We start from the raw sequence: 19,683 nt of genomic DNA, 5'->3' as shown, positions 1-19,683 counted from the left end.
GCGTGCCGAGCACCGTGTCATTGCCCGCGGCGGCATCCATGGTCTCGACGCCAGTGGCGCCGCGGAGGCTGTCCGTGCCGCCACCGGTGGTGACCTGCTCGAAGCCGGTGACGCCGTCATTGCCAAAGGCGCCGGTGACGGTGTTGGCAGTGAGGTCGACCGTGACCGCCGAGGTGGCAGCGCTGTAGTTCAGCAGGTCGGTGTCCGCACCGCCATCGAGGCTATCATTGCCCAAGGTGCCGCTGACGGTGTCGTTGCCGGCATTTGCGATGATCGTGTCGGCAACCGAGCTCCCGAACAGGCTGTCATTGCCCGATCCGCCGGCGAGCTGCTCGAAGCTATTGGCGACGATCGAATCGCCGGCCGCCTCTCCGCCAATGCCGGTCGTGCCGGACAGGCCCACCGTGACGCCGACCGTGTCGGTGGCATAGCTCAGCAGGTCGGTGTCCGCGCCGCCATCGAGCGTGTCGGCGCCGACGCCGCCAAGCACCGTGTCGTTGTTGGCGCCAGCGCTCAGACTGTCATTGCCAGCGCCGCCGACGAGCGAATCCGACCCGGCATTGCCGATCCCCGTGTCGTTCTCGGTGCCACCATCGAAGGTGTCGGCCCCGGTGCCTCCCACGAAGCTGTCGGTGCCAGCGCCGCCCAGGCCGAGGTTCGCGCCGTCGCCGGCGTTGATGGTGTCGCCACCGGCATTGCCGATGAAAGTCTCGGCGTTGGCGCCGCCGCCAAAGCTATCGTTCCCGGAGCCACCGATCACGCCTTCAAAATTGGACAGGCTGTCCGACTGGTTGTTGACGTTGCTCCCAAGGTTGACCTGCACAGCGCTGGTGACGTCTGCGTAGTTCACGAAATCCTGGTCGGCGCCGCCATCGAGGATATCAGCGCCGCTGAAGCCGGTGACCGTGTCGTTGCCGGCGCCGCCAAGCAGCGTGTCGAGCAGCGTGCCGTCGGTCCCTACGGAACCGATCAGAATGTCGTCGCCGGTGCCGCCGTCGAGATAGTCACCCGACCCGGCCTCCATCGAGTCGTTGCCGCCTAGCCCGTAGAATGACTGGTCTTGCTGGTCGGAGGAGCGGAAGGTGTCGGCGAAGTCACTGCCCTCTGCCGCCTCGAAGCCCGTGGAGGTGTCGCCGAAGGAGACGATCGAGTCGGCGCCGCCGAGTGTGAAGGTGATCCCTGCCGTCTGGTCCCTGAAGCTCAGGGTGTCGCTGCCGGTGCCTCCGGCATAGAAATCATTGCCGCTGCCGGCGAGGATCCGGTCATTACCAGCATCGCCGGAGAGGGTGTCGTTGCCGGCGCCCCCCGAAAGGGAGTCGTCATTATCCCCACCGAACAGCGAGTCGTTTCCGGTGCCGGCATAGAGCGTGTCGTTCCCCGTGCCGCCGAGCGCGGTGTTGTTGCCGTCGCCGCCGCCCAGCGAGTCGTTGCCCGCGTTGCCGACGAGAGAGTCATTCTCAATGCCGAGCAGCACGCTGTCGTTGTTGGTGCCAGTGCCAGTGAATGTGGCCATCGGGGGAACTTCCTTATTTCACTGTGACGGTCACCAAGCAGGCCGCCGGCGCGGGGATCAGTCAGGCGTATCGACTACTCAGCGACCACACGCGGCGGCTGCACCAACCTCGAACACACGGGTGTAGGCACCGTGCCCATGCGAGCATCGGAGACAGCCCTGTCCGTTTTGGATCAAAATTGAGTTGCCGTCATGAAACTGTGCGGTCGCGGGGATATCAATCTTGTTTAGTAACGCAATCGGAACTGACGCAAGTGGTATTTTGAGACAGCCGCGAAAAAAATTCAGTTCAAACAAGCGCTTTGCGTTGAATGGAGCGCGGCGCGCCAGCCACCTCACGGCGGTAGCGCGAACAGCTATCGTTTCGGAGGTACTCCGATCTAGAGCGATGTGTCAACGTAGCGGGATCGGATTTGATGAAAAATCAAAAATAGAGACGTCATATCGCAAAATGATCACGGCCCCGTGACTTGGATCAAATCACAGTTTCGTTCATATGAATCGCCGAAAAGGGCAACCCTGGGATGCAGAGTTGCCCTTCGATCGACCGTTCTGACGCAGGTGACCCGCCCGTGCGGGGCCGATCTTTACCCGGCTCGACGTATCACTGCGCGCGAAGCCAGCGCCGCGCGCACGAAGCGCGGCACTTGTCGCTGCGCCTTGGCGCGAGGCCGATCCATCTCGGGGATCGAGGGCAGGTTGCCGTAGAGCGCCTCGTGTTCGTCCCAGTTGTCGAAGGCCAGGCGATCGACATTGTCGACGAAGGTTTCGGCCGGAGCGCCCTCGGCGAGGACCAGGTCGTGCTCGGCGAGTTCGATGTGGTGGTAGGTGAAGATCTCCGGCACGTCGAAGACACGGAGGATGGTGGTGCCATTCACCAGGGCGCCGGCCTGGATCAGGACGCCTTCGACCAGCACGGCGTGGTCAGGCGAGAGCATCAGGTCGCGAGCGGGAATGCCATCGGCGAGGGCACCGGCGGTGATCCGCACAGGCAGAATGCGGAGCGGGTCGCCGAAGCGGGTGGAGACCGTCTGGCGACCCATCCAGCGAATCGGGCGTGCCGCGCCTTCCGTGGTGAGGATGAGGTCTTCCATCACGAGGGTTTCGACGGCGCGTTCGCCATTGGGCGTGGCGATCATGGTGCCGGGGTAGAAACAGGCGGCGGAGAACGCAATGCCGCTGAGAACCAGCCGCTCGCCTGTTGGAACGTAGAGGAATTCCCCGTTCAACAAGCCGCCTGTAACACCGCCTGAGATTAGCCGCCAACCGTCGGTTGGTTGAGGATCGAGTACATTCAGCAACCCGAAGGTGCCAAACGCAGCCCCTGCGACGCCCGGCTGAAAGCCCGGTGTGCCGATTTCTATAGTTCCGAGGGTCCCGCCATTGATCGTGTCACTTCCCTGACCGGCTGACCACTGAATCCGATCGACACTACCGAGAGTGGATGCAATCGAGTCATTACCGTCTCCACCGCGAATCAAATTCGTTCCGAGAAGACCGCCGATTAGCGGAGGACCAACTATAGTGTCATTACCTGCACCGCCATCAATAGTGTTAGCGTTATTAATTAAGACAATATTCCCGCCGCCATATATACTGTCATTCCCTTCGTCGCCTGCAAGGGAATCTGCACCGGATCCGCCTAAAATTGTGTCGTCTCCACCGCGACCCGCAAGTGTGTCTCTGCCGCCATTTCCGTCGAGGGAGTCATTAAAGGCGCCTGTGAACGTATCGTCGTTGCCGCCATTGCCGACAAATGTCTGAGACACGGAAATACCCCTATTTTCAATCCGTTAAGCGACGAACACAGGACTCCCACCGCCCAAAGCGCTGTTTGCACCGCGTCGATGAAGCCCGCCCGGCGGTTGCCCGGATGGCTTAGAAAATCCCGCCTGACGTGTATGACATTCGTATAAGCGCCGTTTCTTTCGCAAGCGGCATTACTTCCGCGCGCGAACACGTTTCCGTTTGTGGTTGCTGCACGCTGAGCACGAGTAAGTAACATACGCGTGATTGAATACTGGCATACCGCTCGCGGTACCAGGATATAGCTGCACTCGACCACTACCCTCGTCGCGTACTAGCCATCGCATTTCCCAGCCTTCTGTCGCCCGCCATGATGGTGCGCGTGCCGTCGGCCAAGGAGCCCCATCCATGACCACCCGCCCCGAACACCGCCTGGCCTATGCCGCGGCGCCCGACCGCCCAAAACTGGCGTTCCCGAGCGGCGCGAAGCTCGCCATCTGGCCGATCGTGAACGTGGAGCATTGGCTGATCGACGGCCCGATGCCGCGCCAAGTGCTCTCGCCACCCACCGGCGCCGCGCTGCTGCCCGACGTGCCCAACTGGGCATGGCACGAATACGGAATGCGCGTTGGCTTCTGGCGCTTCCTCGATGCCTTCAACAAGCGCGGCATCCGGCCCACGCTGTCCTGCAACGCCTCGGTCTGCCTGAAATACCCGCGTGTGGCCGCTGCCGCCCGCGATGCCGGCTGGGACTTCATGGGCCACGGCTTCTTCCAGGAACCCACCCACCGCGTGGAGGACCAGCGCGGCATGGTATTCCGCAGCGTTGAGACCATCGCCGGCTTCACCGGCGCCCCGGTGCGCGGCTGGCTCGGCCCCGGTCTCACCCAGACGCTGGACACGCCCGACCTCCTTGCCGAGGCCGGCATCGGCTACATGGGCGACTGGCCGGTCGATGACCGCCCCTGCCGCGTCGCCACCGCGCACGGCCCGCTGATCACCCTGCCCTACCCGGTCGAGCTCAACGACATCCCGGTGGTGATGATCCAGCACCATGACGAGGATGCCTTGCCGCGGCGCGCAGCGCTGTCGGCTGCGCGGCTGCTCACCGAGGCTGAGACCGGCGGCGCGCGCATCATGGGCATCGCCGTCCACCCCTACATCAGCGGCGTGCCACACCGCATCGCGGCACTCGAGGCGATGCTGGACGCGCTCGCCGCGCTGCCGGGCGTCGTGTTCATGCAAGGCGGCGCGCTGCTCGACTGGTATCTGGCCAGCAGCGATCCGAGCTGACCGGCCGCAGCGTTCGCCAGCCTCCCGGACGCCGCCGCCTGATGCGCAGACATCACCGTGACACCAGGCCCCTGCACAATGTCACGGAGGCACGCTTGCCCGCCGGCCTCACGTCGCCGTAACCGCCATGATGACCGGCGCGAAACACCCTCGCGCCGGGGAATGCTCGCCGGTCGCCCCGAGGAGATCCATCATGGACGGCCACACAATTCCGCCGCGCCCGGACAGCTACGACAAGAAGGTCGCACTCGTGCTGCAGGGCGGCGGCGCGCTCGGCAGCTACCAAGCGGGCGTCTACGAGGCGCTTGCCGATTCACCCTACCTCCCCGACTGGGTGGCCGGTATCTCGATTGGCGCGATCAATGCCGCGATCATCGCCGGCAACGCGCCGGAGCGCCGCGTCGAACGGCTGCGCCAGTTCTGGGAGCGGATCACCGCCCCGCCGGCGAGCCTCGGTGCCTGGGGCCAGGCGCTGCTGCCCAATTGGCCGGTCGATCGCCGGCAGACCGGCGCCACCAACGCGCTGCTGTTCGGCCAGGCGGGGTTCTTCAGCCCGCGCCCGGTGTTCGACTGGCTGTTCGGCGGCCAGCCAACCAGCTTCTACGACACGGCGGCGCTCAAGAGCACGCTCGAGTCCGTGGCCGATTTCGACCGCATCAACCACGCCGACGGCATCCGGCTCAGCGTCGGCGCGGTGAATGTCCGCACCGGCAACTTCGCTTATTTCGACACAGCCGAGATCACGATCCGGCCCGAGCACATCATGGCCTCGGGCGCGTTGCCGCCGGGCTTCCCCGCCGTCGAGATCGATGGCGAGCACTACTGGGATGGCGGCCTGGTGTCCAACACGCCGCTGCAATACGTGCTCACCAAGATCCCACGCCGCAGCCGGCTGACTTTCCAGGTCGATGTGTTCCATGCCCGCGGCGCGGTCCCCACCTCGCTCGAGGAAGTCGCGGAGCGCGACAAGGATATCCGCTATTCTAGCCGCACTCGCGCGGCGACGGACCGGATGCTCGAGACGCATGACGTGCGGCACAACATCAACACGCTTTGGCACAAGCTGCCCGAGGAACTGCGCGACACACCCGAGGGGCGTTTCCTCTACGCCTATGGCTGTGTGACGACGATGGACATCGCGCAGGTCATCTATCGGCCTAAGGATGGGCAAGGCCAGTCCAAGGATTACGAGTTCAGCGCCGGCACCATGCGCGAGCGTTGGGCGCAGGGCCGCGAGGATGCGCTGGCGACGCTCGCCGCCGCACCCTGGCTCGCGCCGATGCCGCCCGAGATCGGTGCTCGCACGTTCGACGTCCTTGGGAATGTCCTGGGCGAAGCACACAGCCACGCTGTCCACCCGAGCCTCACGCAGGAGCATGCCTGATGGAAGAACACGACGTCCTGAGCGGGGCCTTCGCGATGCCGCGGTTGAGTCCCTCCTACCCGATTGGGCCCTATCGCTTCGTCAGCCGCGAATACCTGACCATCGCCTACCGGAGCGATCCCGACACGCTGCGCCGGCTACTGCCCGAGCCGCTGGAACTGCGGCTGCCGGAGGTGCGCTTCCAGTTCATCCGCATGCCCGACAGCACCGGGTTCGGTGAGTACGCGATGGCGGCGCAGATCATTCCCGCGACGCTGCCCAATGGCGAGGCGGGCGGCTATGTCCACGCCGTCTACGTCAACTCGCACACAGCGAACACAGGCGGGCGCGAGCTTTGGGGCTTTCCGCAAAAACTGGCGCGTCCTTCGCTGACGGTGGAGCGTGACACGCTGTGCGGCGCGCTCGATTTCGGGCCCGTGCCGGTGGCGCGCGGCTCCATGGGATTCAAGCACCGCGCGGTCCCTGAGGCCGAGGCGATGGCCGAGCTCGCCGCACCGGGCGTGCTGCTCAAGATCATCCCGCATGTCGACGGCAGGCCGCGCATCTGCGAGCTGGTGCGCTACCAGATGGGCGAGCTGCGCTTCAAGGGCTGCTGGACCGCGCCGGCCGCGCTCCAGCTGATGCCGCATGCGCTGGCCCCGGTCGCCGAGCTGCCGGTGCTGGAAGTGCTGCGCGCCACCCACCTGATCGCCGACTGCACGCTGCAGCTGGGCGAAGTCATCCACGACTACCTGTCCGAAGGAGTGGCGTGATGACGCCCGACGAGATCCGCGCGCGCGCCTTCGCGATGCCGCTGACTAGCCCCTCCTACCCGAACGGACCCTATCGCTTCGTCAACCGTGAATACCTGATCATCACCTACCGCACCGACCCCGCGGCGCTACGGCGCGTGGTCCCTGCGCCGCTCGCCTTCGACGAGCCGCTGGTGAAGTACGAGTTCATCCGCATGCCCGACAGCACCGGCTTCGGCGACTACACCGAGAGCGGGCAGGTCATCCCCGTGCATGGACCCGATGGCCAGGGCGGCCGCACCCATGGCGGCTACGTGCACGCAATGTTCCTCGACGATGATCCGCCGATCGCGGGCGGTCGCGAGCTGTGGGGATTTCCCAAGAAACTCGCCGAGCCTTCGCTGCGGGTTGAGCGGGACACGCTTGTCGGTACGCTCGACTATGGCCCGGTTCGGATCGCGACCGGCTCCATGGGCTACAAGCACCGCGCCCTGCCCGAGGATGCGCTGCGCAAGGCGCTGGGCGAGCCCGGCTACCTGCTCAAGATCATCCCCCATGTCGACGGCAAGCCGCGCATCTGCGAGCTGGTGCGCTATCGCCTGTCGGACGTCGTGGTGCATGGCGGCTGGACGGGGCCTGCGGCTCTCGCGCTGGCGCCGCACGCGCTGGCGCCGGTCGCCGACCTGCCGGTGCTGGAAGTGGTCTCGGCGACCCATGTGATCGCCGACCTGACCCTGGATCTGGGTCAGGTGGTGCATGACTATCTCAGGTGAGAGTCGTGCCGGAGCGTGTTGCGCCCCGGTGGCCCTTACTTGGTGACGCGCGGCCCGCCGGGCGCTGTCGGCGCGGATGCGCCCTGCCAGGCTTCGCGGATGCGTTCTAGCACCGGTGCGGTCGCGGCGGTGTTCTCGCCGGCGACCGTCACGACGACGACGCCCGGGCCGGGCACGCAGTAAGCGGTAATCAGCGTAGTGCCATCGGTCGGCTCGGCGCCGATGCTGGAGGTGCCGGTGCCGAGGATGCGGAAGCCCGAACGCTCGAGCACGTCACGCGCGCGCTGGTGGCAGGCGGGCATCGGCGTGTTCGCCTGGATGGAGAAATGCACCTGGCTGACGCCATAGGCGCCGGCGGGAAGTGCAGGCAAGGCAAGCAGGCCGGCAAGGGCCGCGAGGGTGGCAGTGCGCAAGACGGAACCTCCCAAAGGGGTGACGCGCGGAGCCTAGAGCGCCGCGATGCCCATCGGGAAGGGGCGTCGATATTACATCTGCGCTTCCCGCTTCACGAGGCGGCGGGCCAGCGCATAGCCGAGCAGCCCGGCCACCGGCCCGGCCGGCAGAACCAGCAGCCATCCGACATGAACGCTCTGACTGACCAGGCCCAGCCCAATGCCGAGCATGAGCCCGCCGGTCAGGCTGCCGACGACCCCGGCCGTGAGCCCGAGGATGAGGATGTCTTCGCGTGATGCCATGGCGCGGAGGTGCTGCGCGTGGCGCGGTTTGGCAAGAGGAGGTTTGACAAGGAGGCGGAGCACGGCTAGGCACCGCGCTCTTTCCGGGAACGTGGACGGGTTGGGGTGGCGCAAATGCGCACCAGCGATCCGCGCCCTCCGGGGTTCATTCGGAACCTTGGACTACCGGGACAATAGCGACACCCGCTTGCGGGATCGATCGCGCCTTGATGAAGGATCACGCGCATGACGAAGCGCGCGGAAAGCAAATACAAGATCAATCGCCGTTTGGGCGCAAATCTGTGGGGCCGTGCGAAGAGCCCGGTCAACAAGCGCGAATATGGCCCCGGCCAGCATGGCCAGCGCCGCAAGGGCAAGCCCACCGATTTCGGCATCCAGCTGATGGCGAAGCAGAAGCTCAAGGGCTACTACGGCAATATCGGCGAGAAGGCCTTCCGCAAGTATTATGAGGAAGCCGTGCGCCGGAAGGGCGACACCTCGGAGAACCTTATTGAACTGCTCGAGCGCCGGCTGGACGCGGTTGTCTACCGCATGAAGTTCGCGGTGACGCCCTTCGCCTCGCGCCAGTTCGTGAACCACGGCCATGTCACGGTGAACGGCAAGAAGCTGAACATCCCGTCTTACATCGTGAAGGACAATGACGTGATCGAGGTCAAGGAGACCTCGAAGCAGCTGGCCGCCGTGCTCGACGCCTCGCAGAGCGGCGAGCGTGAAGTGCCAGAGTACATTGAGGTGGATCACCGCGCGATGAAGGGCAAGTACCTGCGTGCGCCGAAGCTTTCCGATGTGCCCTACCCGGTGCAGATGGAGCCCAACCTCGTGGTCGAGTTCTACTCGCGCTGAGCGACCAAGGCGGTCCCCACGGCGGGACCGCCTTTCGCGTCACGCGGGCATCGCCAGAAGCCCCTTAACGGAATGTGCGTCGGCCGACATCAGAAGCGGCGTCGAGCCCGCGAAGGCGGCGTTACCGATCACCATGTTCGACATCGTCGCCCGGAACGCATCCTGGTATCGCGCGGCATCGGCCTCAGCCGCAATAACCACCTTCGGTCCGCCTTCGCTGAGGGGCCCCTGCCGATCGAGCAGGGCAATCGCCCGAAGCTCGCGGTGCGTCTCCAGGAAATCCGCGACCGCCAGGGTAACGTCCGGGAACCACGGGTGCAGCACATCGTCCGCAACCATCAATCCGCCCGGCGCAAGCGACGATGCGGCCAGGGTAAGATCGTGTCGCGCCGCCAGTCGCGAATGCTCGCCATCGACATGGACCAGCCGCGCAGGAAGACCGAGCAGCGTTGCCCAGGCGACAGGGCCGATCTCGCGAGAATCGGCGCGGTGGATGCGCATCCGGGACGCGGGCACACCGTGCGCCAGGCAATTGGCCCGCAGAGCGGGTTCGAAATCCTCGCCGTTGTCCTCGAACAAATCGATGGCCACCAGTCGCTCCTCTGCGAGAAGCGAAAGCCCGAAGGCGATAAAGCTGCGACCGTGATAGGTGCCGATCTCCGCGATCGATCCGACGATCTTATCGCGGCGCTGCACTTCTAAAATAGTCAGGAACAAGAAGGCACCGCCGGTCGTCAGGAAGCCGCGGACGCTGCGATGGCCCGCGGCCAGGTAGGCGATGCAGTCGCGCAGCGGATAGCCCGACCAGGGCGGCTGGGCTGCGGCGGGGCGCGTCGCGGCGTCCCCGCCAGTGCCCATGGCGTCAGGCTTCCGCCTTGTGCGGCACGCCCTTCTCGGCGAACAGGCTGGTCAGCTCGCCCGCCTGGTACATCTCGGTGATGATGTCGCAGCCGCCGACGAACTCGCCGCCGACATAGAGCTGCGGGATGGTCGGCCAGTTGCTGAATGCCTTGATGCCCTCGCGGATCTCGCCGTCTTCGAGGACGTTCACGCCTTTGAACGGCACCCCGACGTGGGACAGGATCTGCACCACGCGGGCGGAGAAGCCGCACTGCGGGAAGACGGGCGTGCCCTTCATGAACAGCACGACGGGGCTGGCGTCGATCTCGGCCTGGATGCGGGCGGCGGTGTCGGTCATGGGCGGGGTTCCTCGGGAGGGACGGAGGTCTGGAGGGCGAGGGCGTGCAGCACGCCGCCCATGCGGCCCTGGAGCGCGGCATAGACGATCTGGTGCTGGCGAACGCGGTTGATGCCGCGGAAGCTCTCGGAGATGACGGTGGCGGCGTAGTGGTCGCCATCGCCGGCCAGGTCCTCGATGGTGACCTGGGCGTCGGGCAGGGCCGCCTTGATGAGCGCCTCGATCTCGGCCGGCTGCATGGCCATGGTTCAGCTTCCCATCAGGAGCGGCAGCGTCGCTTCGTGCGCCGCCCGCAGTGTGGCGATAGATATGGAACGCCCATCGGCCAGCGCCAAGGCCTCTCCGCCGGTGCGGCCCAGCAGCACCGCCGGCAGCCCCGCCGCGACCGCGGCCGCGACCAGAGCCGCCCCCTGCCCCGTGGCGCAGAGATACCGGCCCTGGTCCTCGCCGAACCAGAGGGCGTGCTCGGGGATGCCGTCCGGCGCGGGCGCAAGCGTGACGCCGCAGCCGCGCCCCATCGCCATCTCCGCGACCGCGACAAGCAGGCCCCCATCCGAGCAATCGTGACAGGCGGCGATCGCACCCCCCAGGATCTGCGCCCGAACGAAATCCCCCGTGGCCCGCTCCGCGGCGAGGTCCACCGGCGGCGGCGCACCCGCCTCCTGCCCCGCGATCTCGCGCAGCCATAGCGACTGGCCCAGCCAGCCCTGCATCGCGCCGATCAGCACCAGATCCTGGCCGGGAGAGAGGGCGAGGCCCACGGACTGCGCCGCATCCTCCAGCACGCCCACCCCGCCGATCGCCGGCGTTGGCAGGATCGCGACGCCCTGGGTCTCGTTGTAGAGGGAGACGTTGCCGCTCACGACCGGGAAGTCCAGGGCGACGCAGGCCGCCGCCATGCCGCGGATGGCGGCGGCGAACTGGCCCATGATCTCGGGTTTTTCAGGGTTGCCGAAGTTCATGTTGTCGGTGATGGCGAGGGGACGCGCACCCACGGCGGTGAGGTTGCGCCAGGCCTCGGCCACCGCCTGCACGCCGCCCGCCTCGGGGTCGGCGAAGACGTAGCGCGGGGTGCAATCCGTGGTCATGGCGAGCGCGCGCTTGTGGCCCTCGATGCGCACCACCGCGGCGTCCGCGCCGCCCGGGCGCTGCACGGTCTGGCCGTTCACCAGGGCGTCGTACTGGTCCCAGATCCAGCGGCGCGAGCACAGGTCGAGCGACCCCAGCAGCGTCTCCAGCGCCGGCAGGATGCCGACCGGGTCCGCGATGGCGGCCGCGTCCAGCACCGGCTGCTTCGGCGTCTCCACGGTGGGGCGGTGATAGAGCGGGGCTTCGGATTCCAGCGGCGCCAGCGCGATATCCGCCTCGAGGATGCCCTTGTGGCGGATGGTGATGCGGCCCGTATCCGTCAGGTGGCCGATGACGGCGAAGTCCAGCTCCCATTTCTGGAAGATGGCCTGGGCCATCGCCTCCCGGCCAGGCTTCAGGATCATCAGCATGCGCTCCTGCGATTCGGAGAGCATCATCTCGTAGGCGGTCATCCCGTCCTCACGCTGGGGGACGGTGTCCAGCACCAGCTCGATGCCCACACCCCCCTTCCCCGCCATCTCCACGCTGCTGCTGGTGAGTCCCGCGGCGCCCATGTCCTGGATGGCGACGATGGCGTCGGTGGCCATCAGCTCAAGGCAGGCCTCGATCAGGAGTTTTTCGGCGAAGGGGTCCCCGATCTGGACGGTGGGGCGCTTCTCCTCGCTGTCCGCGCTGAATTCCGTGCTGGCCATGGTCGCGCCATGGATGCCGTCGCGGCCGGTCTTGCTGCCCAGGTAGACCACCGCGTTGCCGATGCCGGCGGCGGCACTGAGGAAGATGCGGTCGCGCGGGGCGATGCCGACGGTCATCGCGTTGACCAGGGGGTTGCCGTTGTAGGCCGGGTGGAAGTTGACCTCGCCGCCCACGGTGGGGACGCCCACGCAATTGCCGTAGCCACCGATGCCGCGGACCACGCCGTCGATGATCTGCTTCATGCGCGGTGCATCCGGCATCCCGAAGCGGAGGGCGTTGAGGTTGGCGATGGGGCGGGCGCCCATGGTGAAGACATCGCGCAGGATGCCGCCCACGCCGGTGGCGGCGCCATTGTAGGGCTCGATGAAGCTCGGGTGGTTGTGGGATTCCATCTTGAAGATGGCGGCCAGGCCATCGCCGATGTCGATGACGCCGGCATTCTCTCCCGGTCCGTGGATCACCCAGGAGGCCTTGGTGGGCAGGGTGCGCAGCCAGACCCGGGAGGATTTGTAGGAGCAATGCTCCGACCACATCACCGAGAAGATGCCGAGCTCCGTCAGCGAGGGCGTGCGGCCGAGGATGGCGAGCGCGCGCGCGAACTCCTCCGGCTTGAGGCCGAACTCGCGGGCCAAAGCGGGGGCACGGCCAGGGTCGAGGGGCAGCGGCGTCTCGGTCATGGGGGCGTTGTGAGCAGGGGCGCGGCCGCTGTCCAGGGGCATTCGCGGCGGGGTTTTGGGCGCCCGGGTTTTTGGCGGGACCGGTCATGACCAGCCGAGCCGCTGTTTTCGGGTGAGGTGCAGCACGCCGCCGGCCAGGCGGTGCAGGTGCCGCAACGCTTCGGTCAGTACAAGGCAGGCGCGCGCGTGGTCCAGGAAGGTTTTGGACGACGGCAGGCGGATGGCCCTCACCTTTTCGGACAAATCGGGGTTGGGGATCTTGTCCGGCGGGCCGTTCAGGGCGGGGAGGAAGCCGAGGCGGCGGATGAGGGCGATGAGGCGGAGGCCGCGCAGACGGATGGCGCGGCGGCAGGCGCGGAAGATGAGCGGGGCGATCTGGTTGAGAGGGTGGTTGGGTTCGTTGTCCTTGATGGCGAGGAGGAGCTTTTCCCACAGACCGGCATGGGTGAGGCGGCGGAAGTAGCGGGAGAGGGTGTCGGGCTTGCCGTGCTCGGGCGGGAGGGCGCGCCAGGGGGCGGAGGTGCAGGAGAGGGCGAAGATGGCGTCCATGCGGGCGCGGAGGTCGCCGATCTGGCGACCGGCAGGGGAGCGGGGGAGGATGTAGGGGAGGAGGGCGTGGAATTGGGTGGGGGTGAGGGGGGTGGGGGGCATCATCCTATCATAGGTTTTTTTTCTTATGGTTTCAACTCCTAAATAATTACAATTGCGTCCGACTCCCCGGCCAAGTCTGCTCGTATGATGTGATGGTGACCGATTCGGCTCCTTGCGCAATCGAAGCAGAAAAAAGAGGGTACATGGATCGCCAACATTTTGATATTGCCGTGGTCATCCCTTTAGACGATGAAATTGGTCCGTTTTTTGATATTTTTCCCAGTCTCGAAAACAGAAGCGACGATCAATTTTTGCACCATGTAGTTGCAAGCGGTCACGCTGATATTTCAATGGTCGTTGTCCAGCAGCAGTACATGGGCAGAGCTGCTGCTCAGGAGGCCGCAGGAATGACGCTTGATCGTTATAAGATCAGTCTTATTTGCTGCGTCGGGATAGCAGGCAGTTTGTCGGACGATATGCGATTAGGTGATGTCTGCCACAGCAGTACGATCATCGACGTCCTTGATAATGCAAAGTTTTCTGACACAACTGATGGCGCAGATGGCGTAAACGTAGAACTTTCGCCAAAGCATTACGAGACGCACCGGGCTATCCTTACCCACATGAATTTCATACGAACTCAGCCAAATCTCAAGGCAGCATACTTAGCGTGGCAGGCAGACCGAGCCACCATCGCTCAGGCGGTGATCACCTCAGAGGTCCCAACGCCAAGCGGCGGAATGTTTAGACTTGGCGAGCCGTCATCTAAATCTGGCGCGATAGCATGCGGCGCAGTGAGCAAGAGCGCTGCCTACAACGCGAAACTACGAGCCATTGATCGTTCTATACTTGCGATTGAAACGGAGACAGGAGGCATATTCCTAAAGGCAAAGGATAACAACGTTCCCGTTATGACCGTTCGAGGAATATCGGACTACGCGGATCGGGAAAAGAAAAAACTCGAGATTGCGAGTAAGGGTGCAGTACGTCATCTAGCAGCTGGGAACGCAGCGTCATTTCTTCGTTTACAAATATCTGAGAACGAATATTTTAGGGTGGGCTTAAAAAAGCTTTCCAAGGTTAGTCAGCCAGAGTTAATTTTAACAGAACGTGGCCAAATTTATGACCCCGTCTCGGCCATTATCAACGATGCCTATATTGTTATAGATGAGAATTTACGCAAGTTTTCCCCAGAGTATCGCATACAAGAAAAGGGTTATCGCCTACCTACACCGCGCGTTCGGCTTACAGGGAACGATGAGAGCACGCCAATCGAGGTTCGTGACGCTGTTAAGAACCATGATCGAGTGATCATCAATTTACCACGCACCTACCCTGATCAATCTTTGTCCTGGGTCATCGCTAATGACTTGTGTGGCGCAGATATAGATGGGCAGCAGCCAGTACCTTTTGTTATCAATGGGGATGGCATCCGGGGTCGAGCCACTACGCTAGCCTCGCTCTGCGGTCCCGGCTTGTCCGAAATGGTCAAAACGGTGGGCGTAATGCCTGTTGTGATTGTTGAAAATATACCTTTTTCCTCAAAACATAGGCGGGAAATGCTCGTCGAGGAAGCAGCAAACTACCCTGGCGTAAAGTTTGTTTTTCTGGTTCGAGGAGAAGCAGATCTTGTAAGCGAAACAGAATTTTCTGCGAAAACAGCGTCCGAAATATATGAGACATGCCCAATCTCCTTTAAAGAGATAGCGTTGTTCGTTCAGAAAAATTTCCAGATGAGCGGTAGCGAGTCTGAAGTGGTTGCGCTCCGCTTGCGCGAGACCTTTAACCGATTCGATCTGGATGCGCATCCAACCTACTTTGCCGGTATTCCGCGTGAGACACTCTCAGCCTTGTTGCAGGCAAACAGAAGAAGCGAATTAATCCAGCTCGCAGTTGATGGATTTTTAACGTTCGTAGTTGCAGGCGATAAGGGCGATGTGGCTCTTAGTCGAACCACACGGGCAAGGTTCTTAAGGCAGCTCGTAGTAGACATGCATGTCGAGCATCACACGTATGACGAGCCCGGACTTCTTAAGAGAATCAAAGATTTCGCTGCTCAGCATGATTTCGACATCGACCCCATGAGATTCATGCAAGGGTTTATTGACCACGGCATAATGCATTTTGAAAACGGAAATGCAAAAATTTCTTTACCTTTTATAGAGTCTTATCTACTAGCCGACGAACTAAGCCGAAATCCTGCTAAAGCAAATAAATATTTCGACGTAAATAGCGAAACATTTGATTTCGCGACCCTAGACTTATACTCAGAAATCGGACCATCTCCTGATTTAGTGATAAAAATTATTGAGACTCTCAAAACTTCTCTCGAACTGTCTGCTCTGAGGACGAACGAACCCAATATTCTTATTGGAGGGTCAATCTTACCTAATTATGTTAAACAGCCTGAACGTGGGAATGTATTGCAACGACGCCTAGCAGGCGCGCACAAAGCCGTACGTGAGAATTCGGAGAATGCTGGCGAAAAGCAAAAAACTTTAGATTTAGCGGACCGAATCAAGGAAAAAACTGGCCGCGTAGCTCGCGAGCGCAAACCTGAAGAAGATCAGCATCTTAAAGATCTTGAGCCGCTGAAGGAACTTATGCACAAATGGTGTATAGCAACAATTTTGTTAGGATCGTCTGCTGAACATTTAGATGCAGGTACAAAGCGAGGTCTTGCTCAAGACATCGTTGTAGGAGCATCGCGTTTAATAGACGAATGGAGTCGCTTCCAAGCTAAGTTTGATTTTGACGAATTACGACGCGAGCTCACGACTGATGAAGCATTGGCCGATCTTCCTGGACCACAAGATTTGGAAGAAAAGCGTAAATTTACAGAGATACTTTTGGATATTATTGAGTACTCTGCCCTCGCCAAGCCGCTGAGGAAGATATTGGGGTTTTTATGCGAACAAGCGCGTCAGAAAGTTTTGGCGCCGAGCATCGCAGCCGTAGTGCTTGAAGGACCACTAGAAAACGTAATTCATGGTACTTGGCTAACTGATGTTGACTCAAAACGTGGAGCAATACCTTTGCGAGACAGCCTACGCGGTTTGCCGCGCTCGACAACATTCTTACGAATCACCTTGATGTCACATTATCTTGCCCGCGTTTATTGGAATCACTGGAGTACAGAGCATCGGCTCGCTTTGCTTGAGGCTGCAAGCGAGGCAATAAAGCCGCTTGGCGCGACCATCGAGAAGGCAAAGATTACAAGACTTGTGAAGCGTCAGCCAAATTAAATATCTTATTGTGTATCTCTGAATTAAGGAATTTAGCTATCATCGCGGCATTTGAACGTACCTTACTTCTAGTTGCGGCGTCCCTGCGAACTGGCTCCGGCATCAAACCGTCGCCACCCCCTCCAACACCGGCACGCACCTTCCCCCCACACTCGCCCTGATCCCGCTCGGCGCGCGCCAGGCCGCCGCGCGCAGCAGGCTCGGGCGGCCCATCTCGACGCCCTGGGTGATGTCCCAGCGGCCTTCCTCGGCATCGGTGAGCGAGAGCAGCAGGGCCACCAGGGGGGTGGCGGCGCTGCCCGTTGCCGCGTCCTCGATGGTGCCTGAGAGGGGGGAGAACATGCGCGCGCGGCGTTGTCCGGGGCCGGCATCGGCATGGAGGTAGATTGGCAGGCGGTTCGGGCCGAGGGCGGTGAAGCTTGCGGCCGCGGCGCGGAAGCGTTCGAGGTCCGGCACGGCGCGCGACAGCGCCTCGGGTGCCACCTCCGCGATCAGGAAGGAATTGCCCACGGAGGCGACCATCGGCCGGTGCGTCGTGGTCAGGATGTCGGCCGCGTCCAGCCCCACGCAGCCGGCGAGCAGGCCCGGGTCCATCTCCGCCCCCAGGGTCAGCGGCTGGGGGGCGGCGATGATGGTCTGTTGCAGCTCGCCCTCCTCGTCGCGGACCACCCGCACCTCGACCAGGCCGGCGATCTCCTCGAAGCGGAGCATGCCGTTCTCGGCCCACCCCGCCACGGCCCAGCCGGTGCCCACGTTGGGGTGCCCGGCGAAGGGCATCTCGGCGGTGCGGTTGAAGATGCGCACGCGCGCGGTGTTGGCCGGGTCCTCGGGCGGCAGCACGAAGGTGGTCTCGGAGAGGTTGAACTCGCTGGCGAGGGACTGCATCTGCGCATCGGTCATCCCCCGCGCATCGGGAAACACCGCCAGCGGATTGCCCCCGAACCTGGTGTCGGTGAACACATCCAGCGTGACAAAATCATACCGTGCCATGCGTCCGCTCCCCGGCTGGGTACCAAAGGCCAAAAATAAAAGAAGAAGGTCCGGGAGAATTCCTTCTCCCGGTGCTTTCTTTGGCACGGATCGCGCATAGCTTCGACCCGTCACCTGTGGATTCGCTCTGATGAAGGTTGTCGTACTCGGCAGTGGCGTGGTGGGCGTGACCAGCGCCTGGTATCTCGCCGCCGCCGGCCATGAGGTGGTGGTGATCGACCGGCAGTCGGCCCCTGGCATGGAGACGAGTTTCGCCAATGCCGGCCAGGTGTCGTTCGGCTATTCCAGCCCCTGGGCGGGGCCGGGCATTCCGCTCAAGGCCGTGCAGTGGCTGATGATGAGGAACCGCCCGCTGGTGGTGTGGCCGCTGATGGACACGCGCCTGTATGGCTGGGTGACGCGCATGCTCGCGAACTGCACGGAGGCCGCCTATGCGCGCAACAAGGCGCGGATGGTGCGGGTGAGCGAGTACAGCCGGCGCGCGATCGCGGAGCTCAGGGCTGAGACCGGCATCGAGTATGATGGCCGCACGCGCGGCACGCTGCAGCTGTTCCGCACGCAGAAGCAGCTGGACCATATCGGCGGGGATACGCGCGTGCTGGCGCAGTTCGGCATGCCGTTCGACGTGTTGGACCCGGCGGGCTGCATCGACCAGGAGCCGGCGCTGAAGCATGTGCGGGGCATGTTCGTGGGCGGCCTGCGCCTGCCCCAGGACGAGACGGGGGACGCGCACCTGTTCACCCAGCGCCTCGCCGCGATGGCCGCCGAGAAGGGCGTGGTGTTCCGCCAGGGCGAGACGATCCGCGCCATCGCGACGGCGGGGGGCAAGGTGACGGGTGTGACGACCTCGGCGGGGGAGGTGGTGGGGGATCACTATGTGCTGGCGCTGGGCAGCTTCACCACCGCGCTCGCGCTGACCATCGGCATCCGCATCCCGGTCTATCCGGTGAAGGGCTATTCGCTGACGCTGCCGGTGCGCGACGAGGATGGGGCGCCGGTCTCGACCGTGATGGATGAGAGCTTCAAGGTCGCGATCACGCGCCTGGGCGACCGCATCCGGGTGGGCGGGACGGCGGAGCTGGCGGGGTTCTCGACCCGGCTGCGGGCGCCGCGGCGCGCGACGCTGGTGCGCTCGCTGACGGATTTGTTCCCGCGCGGCGGCGATCCGGCGGAGGCGACGTTCTGGTCGGGTCTGCGCCCCATGACCCCCGACGGGACCCCTATCGTCGGCGGCACGAAGTATACCAATCTGCACCTGAATACGGGCCACGGCACGCTGGGCTGGACCATGGCCTGCGGTTCGGGGCGCCTGCTCGCGGACCTCGTGAGCGGGCGGGTGCCCGAGATCGACAGCGCGGACCTCTCGGTGGCGCGTTATGCGCTGGCGGGTATCGATTGATTTCGTAAGCGGACCGGTGCGATAACAGAGAAACCATGGGAATATACCTGGACGTCCCTTTTTCGAACCAGCTGATGCGGCCGGGTCAGAGCAGCGTGCTCAACGACCCGACCGGCTGCTGGTATGCGTCCGTGAACATGGTCGGCTGGTATTTCGAGGCCGGGCCGCGCCAGGGCGTGCCGGAGTTGTACAGCGGCAACCTGCCGCCGGAGGTTCGCGCGCGCCTGGGCTTCCAGGGGCATTTTGCGACCGGGTCGGCGCAGGCGCGCGCGGTCATGAACGCCTATCACGGCGGGCAGTCCGAACACGTGCTGCTGGCCGAGCGCGAGCATCTGGAACCGGTGAGCAACTGCGCGCGGAACAACTACAATTACGGCGGCCTGCAGGTGGACCAGCTGCTGCGGCGCTACGGGCCGGTGTTTTTCTACTGGGTGAAGACGGTGCGCGGGCGCAGCTACGGGCACGCCTCGGTGCTGATTGGCATCGGCAAGCGCGAGACCGAGGTGATCTACCACGACCCCGAAAACCTGCCGAACAGCCGCATGACGCTCGACCAGTTCAACCAGGTGCGGCAGCGCTGGATGTACGGGATGATGCGCAAATCCGGCTTCGGCCACGTCCTGCGCGGCCACAACATCGCCTGATCCGCAATGCAGATCAGGCTGCTTTTTCGTGCCCTCAAGCGGCGGGGCGCGCGCTCCGCTCGCTTGCCTCTCGCCGCATTGGCGGCGCGCGAAGGCGCGCAGAGCGGGCGGGGTCAGCCGCGCGCGGCGAGGATGCGCAGCAGGGCCGCATCGCGCGCCGCCGCCAGCGCGCGCACGTC

General features: G+C 63.7%; 18 protein-coding genes and 1 pseudogene. 8 read left to right on the top strand and 11 right to left on the bottom strand.

Annotation, left to right across the window (positions count from 1 at the left end; genetic code table 11):
* From GXW79_RS20770 to GXW79_RS21865, 3 genes and pseudogenes are all read right to left on the bottom strand, one after another.
* Positions 1–1,513, bottom strand: a 1,513-nt coding sequence (locus GXW79_RS20770) for a calcium-binding protein (RefSeq protein WP_246504197.1), incomplete at its 3' end; no start/stop codon positions are given.
* A 587-nt stretch (positions 1,514–2,100) separates the two neighbouring features.
* Complete coding sequence (locus GXW79_RS21550) at positions 2,101–2,742, bottom strand: Hint domain-containing protein (RefSeq protein WP_246504196.1); 642 nt, start codon at positions 2,740–2,742, stop codon at positions 2,101–2,103.
* Between the two features lie 363 nt (positions 2,743–3,105).
* Positions 3,106–3,282: pseudogene (locus GXW79_RS21865) on the bottom strand (calcium-binding protein); the annotation flags it as partial.
* Positions 3,283–3,667: 385 nt separating this feature from the next.
* Between GXW79_RS21865 and GXW79_RS20760 the strand changes: the two are divergent.
* The 4 genes from GXW79_RS20760 to GXW79_RS20745 all read left to right on the top strand — a co-directional run bounded on the left by GXW79_RS20760 (position 3,668) and on the right by GXW79_RS20745 (position 7,440).
* On the top strand, positions 3,668–4,552 hold the full coding sequence (locus GXW79_RS20760; protein ID WP_211876369.1) for a polysaccharide deacetylase family protein: 885 nt from the start codon (positions 3,668–3,670) through the stop codon (positions 4,550–4,552).
* Between the two features lie 193 nt (positions 4,553–4,745).
* Entirely contained in the window at positions 4,746–5,936 is a 1,191-nt protein-coding gene (locus GXW79_RS20755) for a patatin-like phospholipase family protein (protein ID WP_246504195.1), read from the top strand.
* Entirely contained in the window at positions 5,936–6,688 is a 753-nt protein-coding gene (locus GXW79_RS20750) for an acetoacetate decarboxylase (protein WP_211876368.1), read from the top strand. Before GXW79_RS20755 ends, GXW79_RS20750 begins: the two co-directional genes overlap by 1 nt.
* Complete coding sequence (locus tag GXW79_RS20745; RefSeq protein ID WP_211876367.1) at positions 6,688–7,440, top strand: acetoacetate decarboxylase; 753 nt, start codon at positions 6,688–6,690, stop codon at positions 7,438–7,440. The genes GXW79_RS20750 and GXW79_RS20745 overlap by 1 nt, the downstream gene beginning before the upstream one ends.
* Positions 7,441–7,475: 35 nt before the next feature.
* On the opposite strand, the gene GXW79_RS20740 is transcribed toward GXW79_RS20745, so the two are convergent.
* Positions 7,476–7,853 carry a hypothetical protein gene (locus GXW79_RS20740; protein WP_211876366.1) on the bottom strand — a complete coding sequence of 126 codons (378 nt, stop codon included), beginning with the start codon at positions 7,851–7,853 and terminating at the stop codon, positions 7,476–7,478.
* 72 nt (positions 7,854–7,925) lie between these two features.
* Positions 7,926–8,135 carry a hypothetical protein gene (locus GXW79_RS20735; RefSeq protein ID WP_211876365.1) on the bottom strand — a complete coding sequence of 70 codons (210 nt, stop codon included), beginning with the start codon at positions 8,133–8,135 and terminating at the stop codon, positions 7,926–7,928.
* 225 nt (positions 8,136–8,360) lie between these two features.
* Between GXW79_RS20735 and rpsD the strand changes: the two genes are divergently transcribed.
* Positions 8,361–8,978 carry a 30S ribosomal protein S4 gene (rpsD, locus tag GXW79_RS20730; RefSeq protein WP_211876364.1) on the top strand — a complete coding sequence of 206 codons (618 nt, stop codon included), beginning with the start codon at positions 8,361–8,363 and terminating at the stop codon, positions 8,976–8,978.
* A gap of 39 nt (positions 8,979–9,017) precedes the next feature.
* On the opposite strand, the gene GXW79_RS20725 is transcribed toward rpsD, so the two are convergent.
* From GXW79_RS20725 to GXW79_RS20705, 5 genes are all read right to left on the bottom strand, one after another.
* Positions 9,018–9,836 (bottom strand): class I SAM-dependent methyltransferase, encoded by an 819-nt coding sequence (locus GXW79_RS20725; RefSeq protein ID WP_211876363.1) that lies wholly within the window; start codon positions 9,834–9,836, stop codon positions 9,018–9,020.
* Between the two features lie 4 nt (positions 9,837–9,840).
* A complete protein-coding gene (gene grxD / locus GXW79_RS20720; protein WP_211876362.1) occupies positions 9,841–10,176 on the bottom strand; it encodes a Grx4 family monothiol glutaredoxin in 336 nt (111 codons plus the stop codon).
* Positions 10,173–10,421, bottom strand: a complete 249-nt coding sequence (locus tag GXW79_RS20715) for a BolA family protein (protein ID WP_211876361.1) — start codon at positions 10,419–10,421, stop codon at positions 10,173–10,175. Before GXW79_RS20715 ends, grxD begins: the two co-directional genes overlap by 4 nt.
* Before the next feature lie 3 nt (positions 10,422–10,424).
* Positions 10,425–12,635: a phosphoribosylformylglycinamidine synthase subunit PurL gene (gene purL, locus GXW79_RS20710; RefSeq protein ID WP_211876360.1), complete on the bottom strand. Its 2,211-nt coding sequence runs from the start codon at positions 12,633–12,635 to the stop codon at positions 10,425–10,427.
* Between the two features lie 84 nt (positions 12,636–12,719).
* Positions 12,720–13,286, bottom strand: coding sequence for a transposase (locus tag GXW79_RS20705; protein ID WP_211876359.1), 567 nt, complete (start codon positions 13,284–13,286; stop codon positions 12,720–12,722).
* Positions 13,287–13,378: 92 nt separating this feature from the next.
* Between GXW79_RS20705 and GXW79_RS20700 the strand changes: the two genes are divergently transcribed.
* Positions 13,379–16,471: a 5'-methylthioadenosine/S-adenosylhomocysteine nucleosidase family protein gene (locus GXW79_RS20700; RefSeq protein ID WP_211876358.1), complete on the top strand. Its 3,093-nt coding sequence runs from the start codon at positions 13,379–13,381 to the stop codon at positions 16,469–16,471.
* 102 nt (positions 16,472–16,573) lie between these two features.
* Here GXW79_RS20700 and GXW79_RS20695 read toward each other — a convergent pair whose 3' ends face one another.
* Positions 16,574–17,461 carry a PhzF family phenazine biosynthesis protein gene (locus GXW79_RS20695; protein ID WP_211876357.1) on the bottom strand — a complete coding sequence of 296 codons (888 nt, stop codon included), beginning with the start codon at positions 17,459–17,461 and terminating at the stop codon, positions 16,574–16,576.
* A gap of 130 nt (positions 17,462–17,591) precedes the next feature.
* Between GXW79_RS20695 and GXW79_RS20690 the strand changes: the two genes are divergently transcribed.
* Together GXW79_RS20690 and GXW79_RS20685 are read left to right on the top strand one after the other, a co-directional pair.
* Positions 17,592–18,860, top strand: coding sequence for a D-amino acid dehydrogenase (locus GXW79_RS20690; RefSeq protein WP_211876356.1), 1,269 nt, complete (start codon positions 17,592–17,594; stop codon positions 18,858–18,860).
* A 74-nt stretch (positions 18,861–18,934) separates the two neighbouring features.
* Complete coding sequence (locus tag GXW79_RS20685; protein WP_211876355.1) at positions 18,935–19,504, top strand: papain-like cysteine protease family protein; 570 nt, start codon at positions 18,935–18,937, stop codon at positions 19,502–19,504.
* Positions 19,505–19,683: the final 179 nt, after the last annotated feature.

The sequence above is a fragment of the Plastoroseomonas arctica genome (assembly GCF_018128965.1).
Taxonomy (GTDB): domain Bacteria; phylum Pseudomonadota; class Alphaproteobacteria; order Acetobacterales; family Acetobacteraceae; genus Plastoroseomonas; species Plastoroseomonas arctica.
This window is presented reverse-complemented; position numbering and strand designations above follow the sequence as displayed.

Excerpts from the sequence above, each read along its gene's own strand:
- GXW79_RS20760 (WP_211876369.1), top strand. The coding sequence starts at position 3,668 with ATGACCACCCGCCCCGAACACCGCCTGGCCTATGCCGCGGCGCCCGAC.
- GXW79_RS20755 (WP_246504195.1), top strand. The coding sequence starts at position 4,746 with ATGGACGGCCACACAATTCCGCCGCGCCCGGACAGCTACGACAAGAAG.
- GXW79_RS20750 (WP_211876368.1), top strand. The coding sequence starts at position 5,936 with ATGGAAGAACACGACGTCCTGAGCGGGGCCTTCGCGATGCCGCGGTTG.
- GXW79_RS20745 (WP_211876367.1), top strand. The coding sequence starts at position 6,688 with ATGACGCCCGACGAGATCCGCGCGCGCGCCTTCGCGATGCCGCTGACT.
- GXW79_RS20735 (WP_211876365.1), bottom strand. The coding sequence starts at position 8,135 with ATGGCATCACGCGAAGACATCCTCATCCTCGGGCTCACGGCCGGGGTC.
- rpsD (WP_211876364.1), top strand. The coding sequence starts at position 8,361 with ATGACGAAGCGCGCGGAAAGCAAATACAAGATCAATCGCCGTTTGGGC.
- GXW79_RS20725 (WP_211876363.1), bottom strand. The coding sequence starts at position 9,836 with ATGGGCACTGGCGGGGACGCCGCGACGCGCCCCGCCGCAGCCCAGCCG.
- grxD (WP_211876362.1), bottom strand. The coding sequence starts at position 10,176 with ATGACCGACACCGCCGCCCGCATCCAGGCCGAGATCGACGCCAGCCCC.
- GXW79_RS20715 (WP_211876361.1), bottom strand. The coding sequence starts at position 10,421 with ATGGCCATGCAGCCGGCCGAGATCGAGGCGCTCATCAAGGCGGCCCTG.
- purL (WP_211876360.1), bottom strand. The coding sequence starts at position 12,635 with ATGACCGAGACGCCGCTGCCCCTCGACCCTGGCCGTGCCCCCGCTTTG.
- GXW79_RS20705 (WP_211876359.1), bottom strand. The coding sequence starts at position 13,286 with ATGCCCCCCACCCCCCTCACCCCCACCCAATTCCACGCCCTCCTCCCC.
- GXW79_RS20700 (WP_211876358.1), top strand. The coding sequence starts at position 13,379 with ATGGTGACCGATTCGGCTCCTTGCGCAATCGAAGCAGAAAAAAGAGGG.
- GXW79_RS20695 (WP_211876357.1), bottom strand. The coding sequence starts at position 17,461 with ATGGCACGGTATGATTTTGTCACGCTGGATGTGTTCACCGACACCAGG.
- GXW79_RS20690 (WP_211876356.1), top strand. The coding sequence starts at position 17,592 with ATGAAGGTTGTCGTACTCGGCAGTGGCGTGGTGGGCGTGACCAGCGCC.
- GXW79_RS20685 (WP_211876355.1), top strand. The coding sequence starts at position 18,935 with ATGCGGCCGGGTCAGAGCAGCGTGCTCAACGACCCGACCGGCTGCTGG.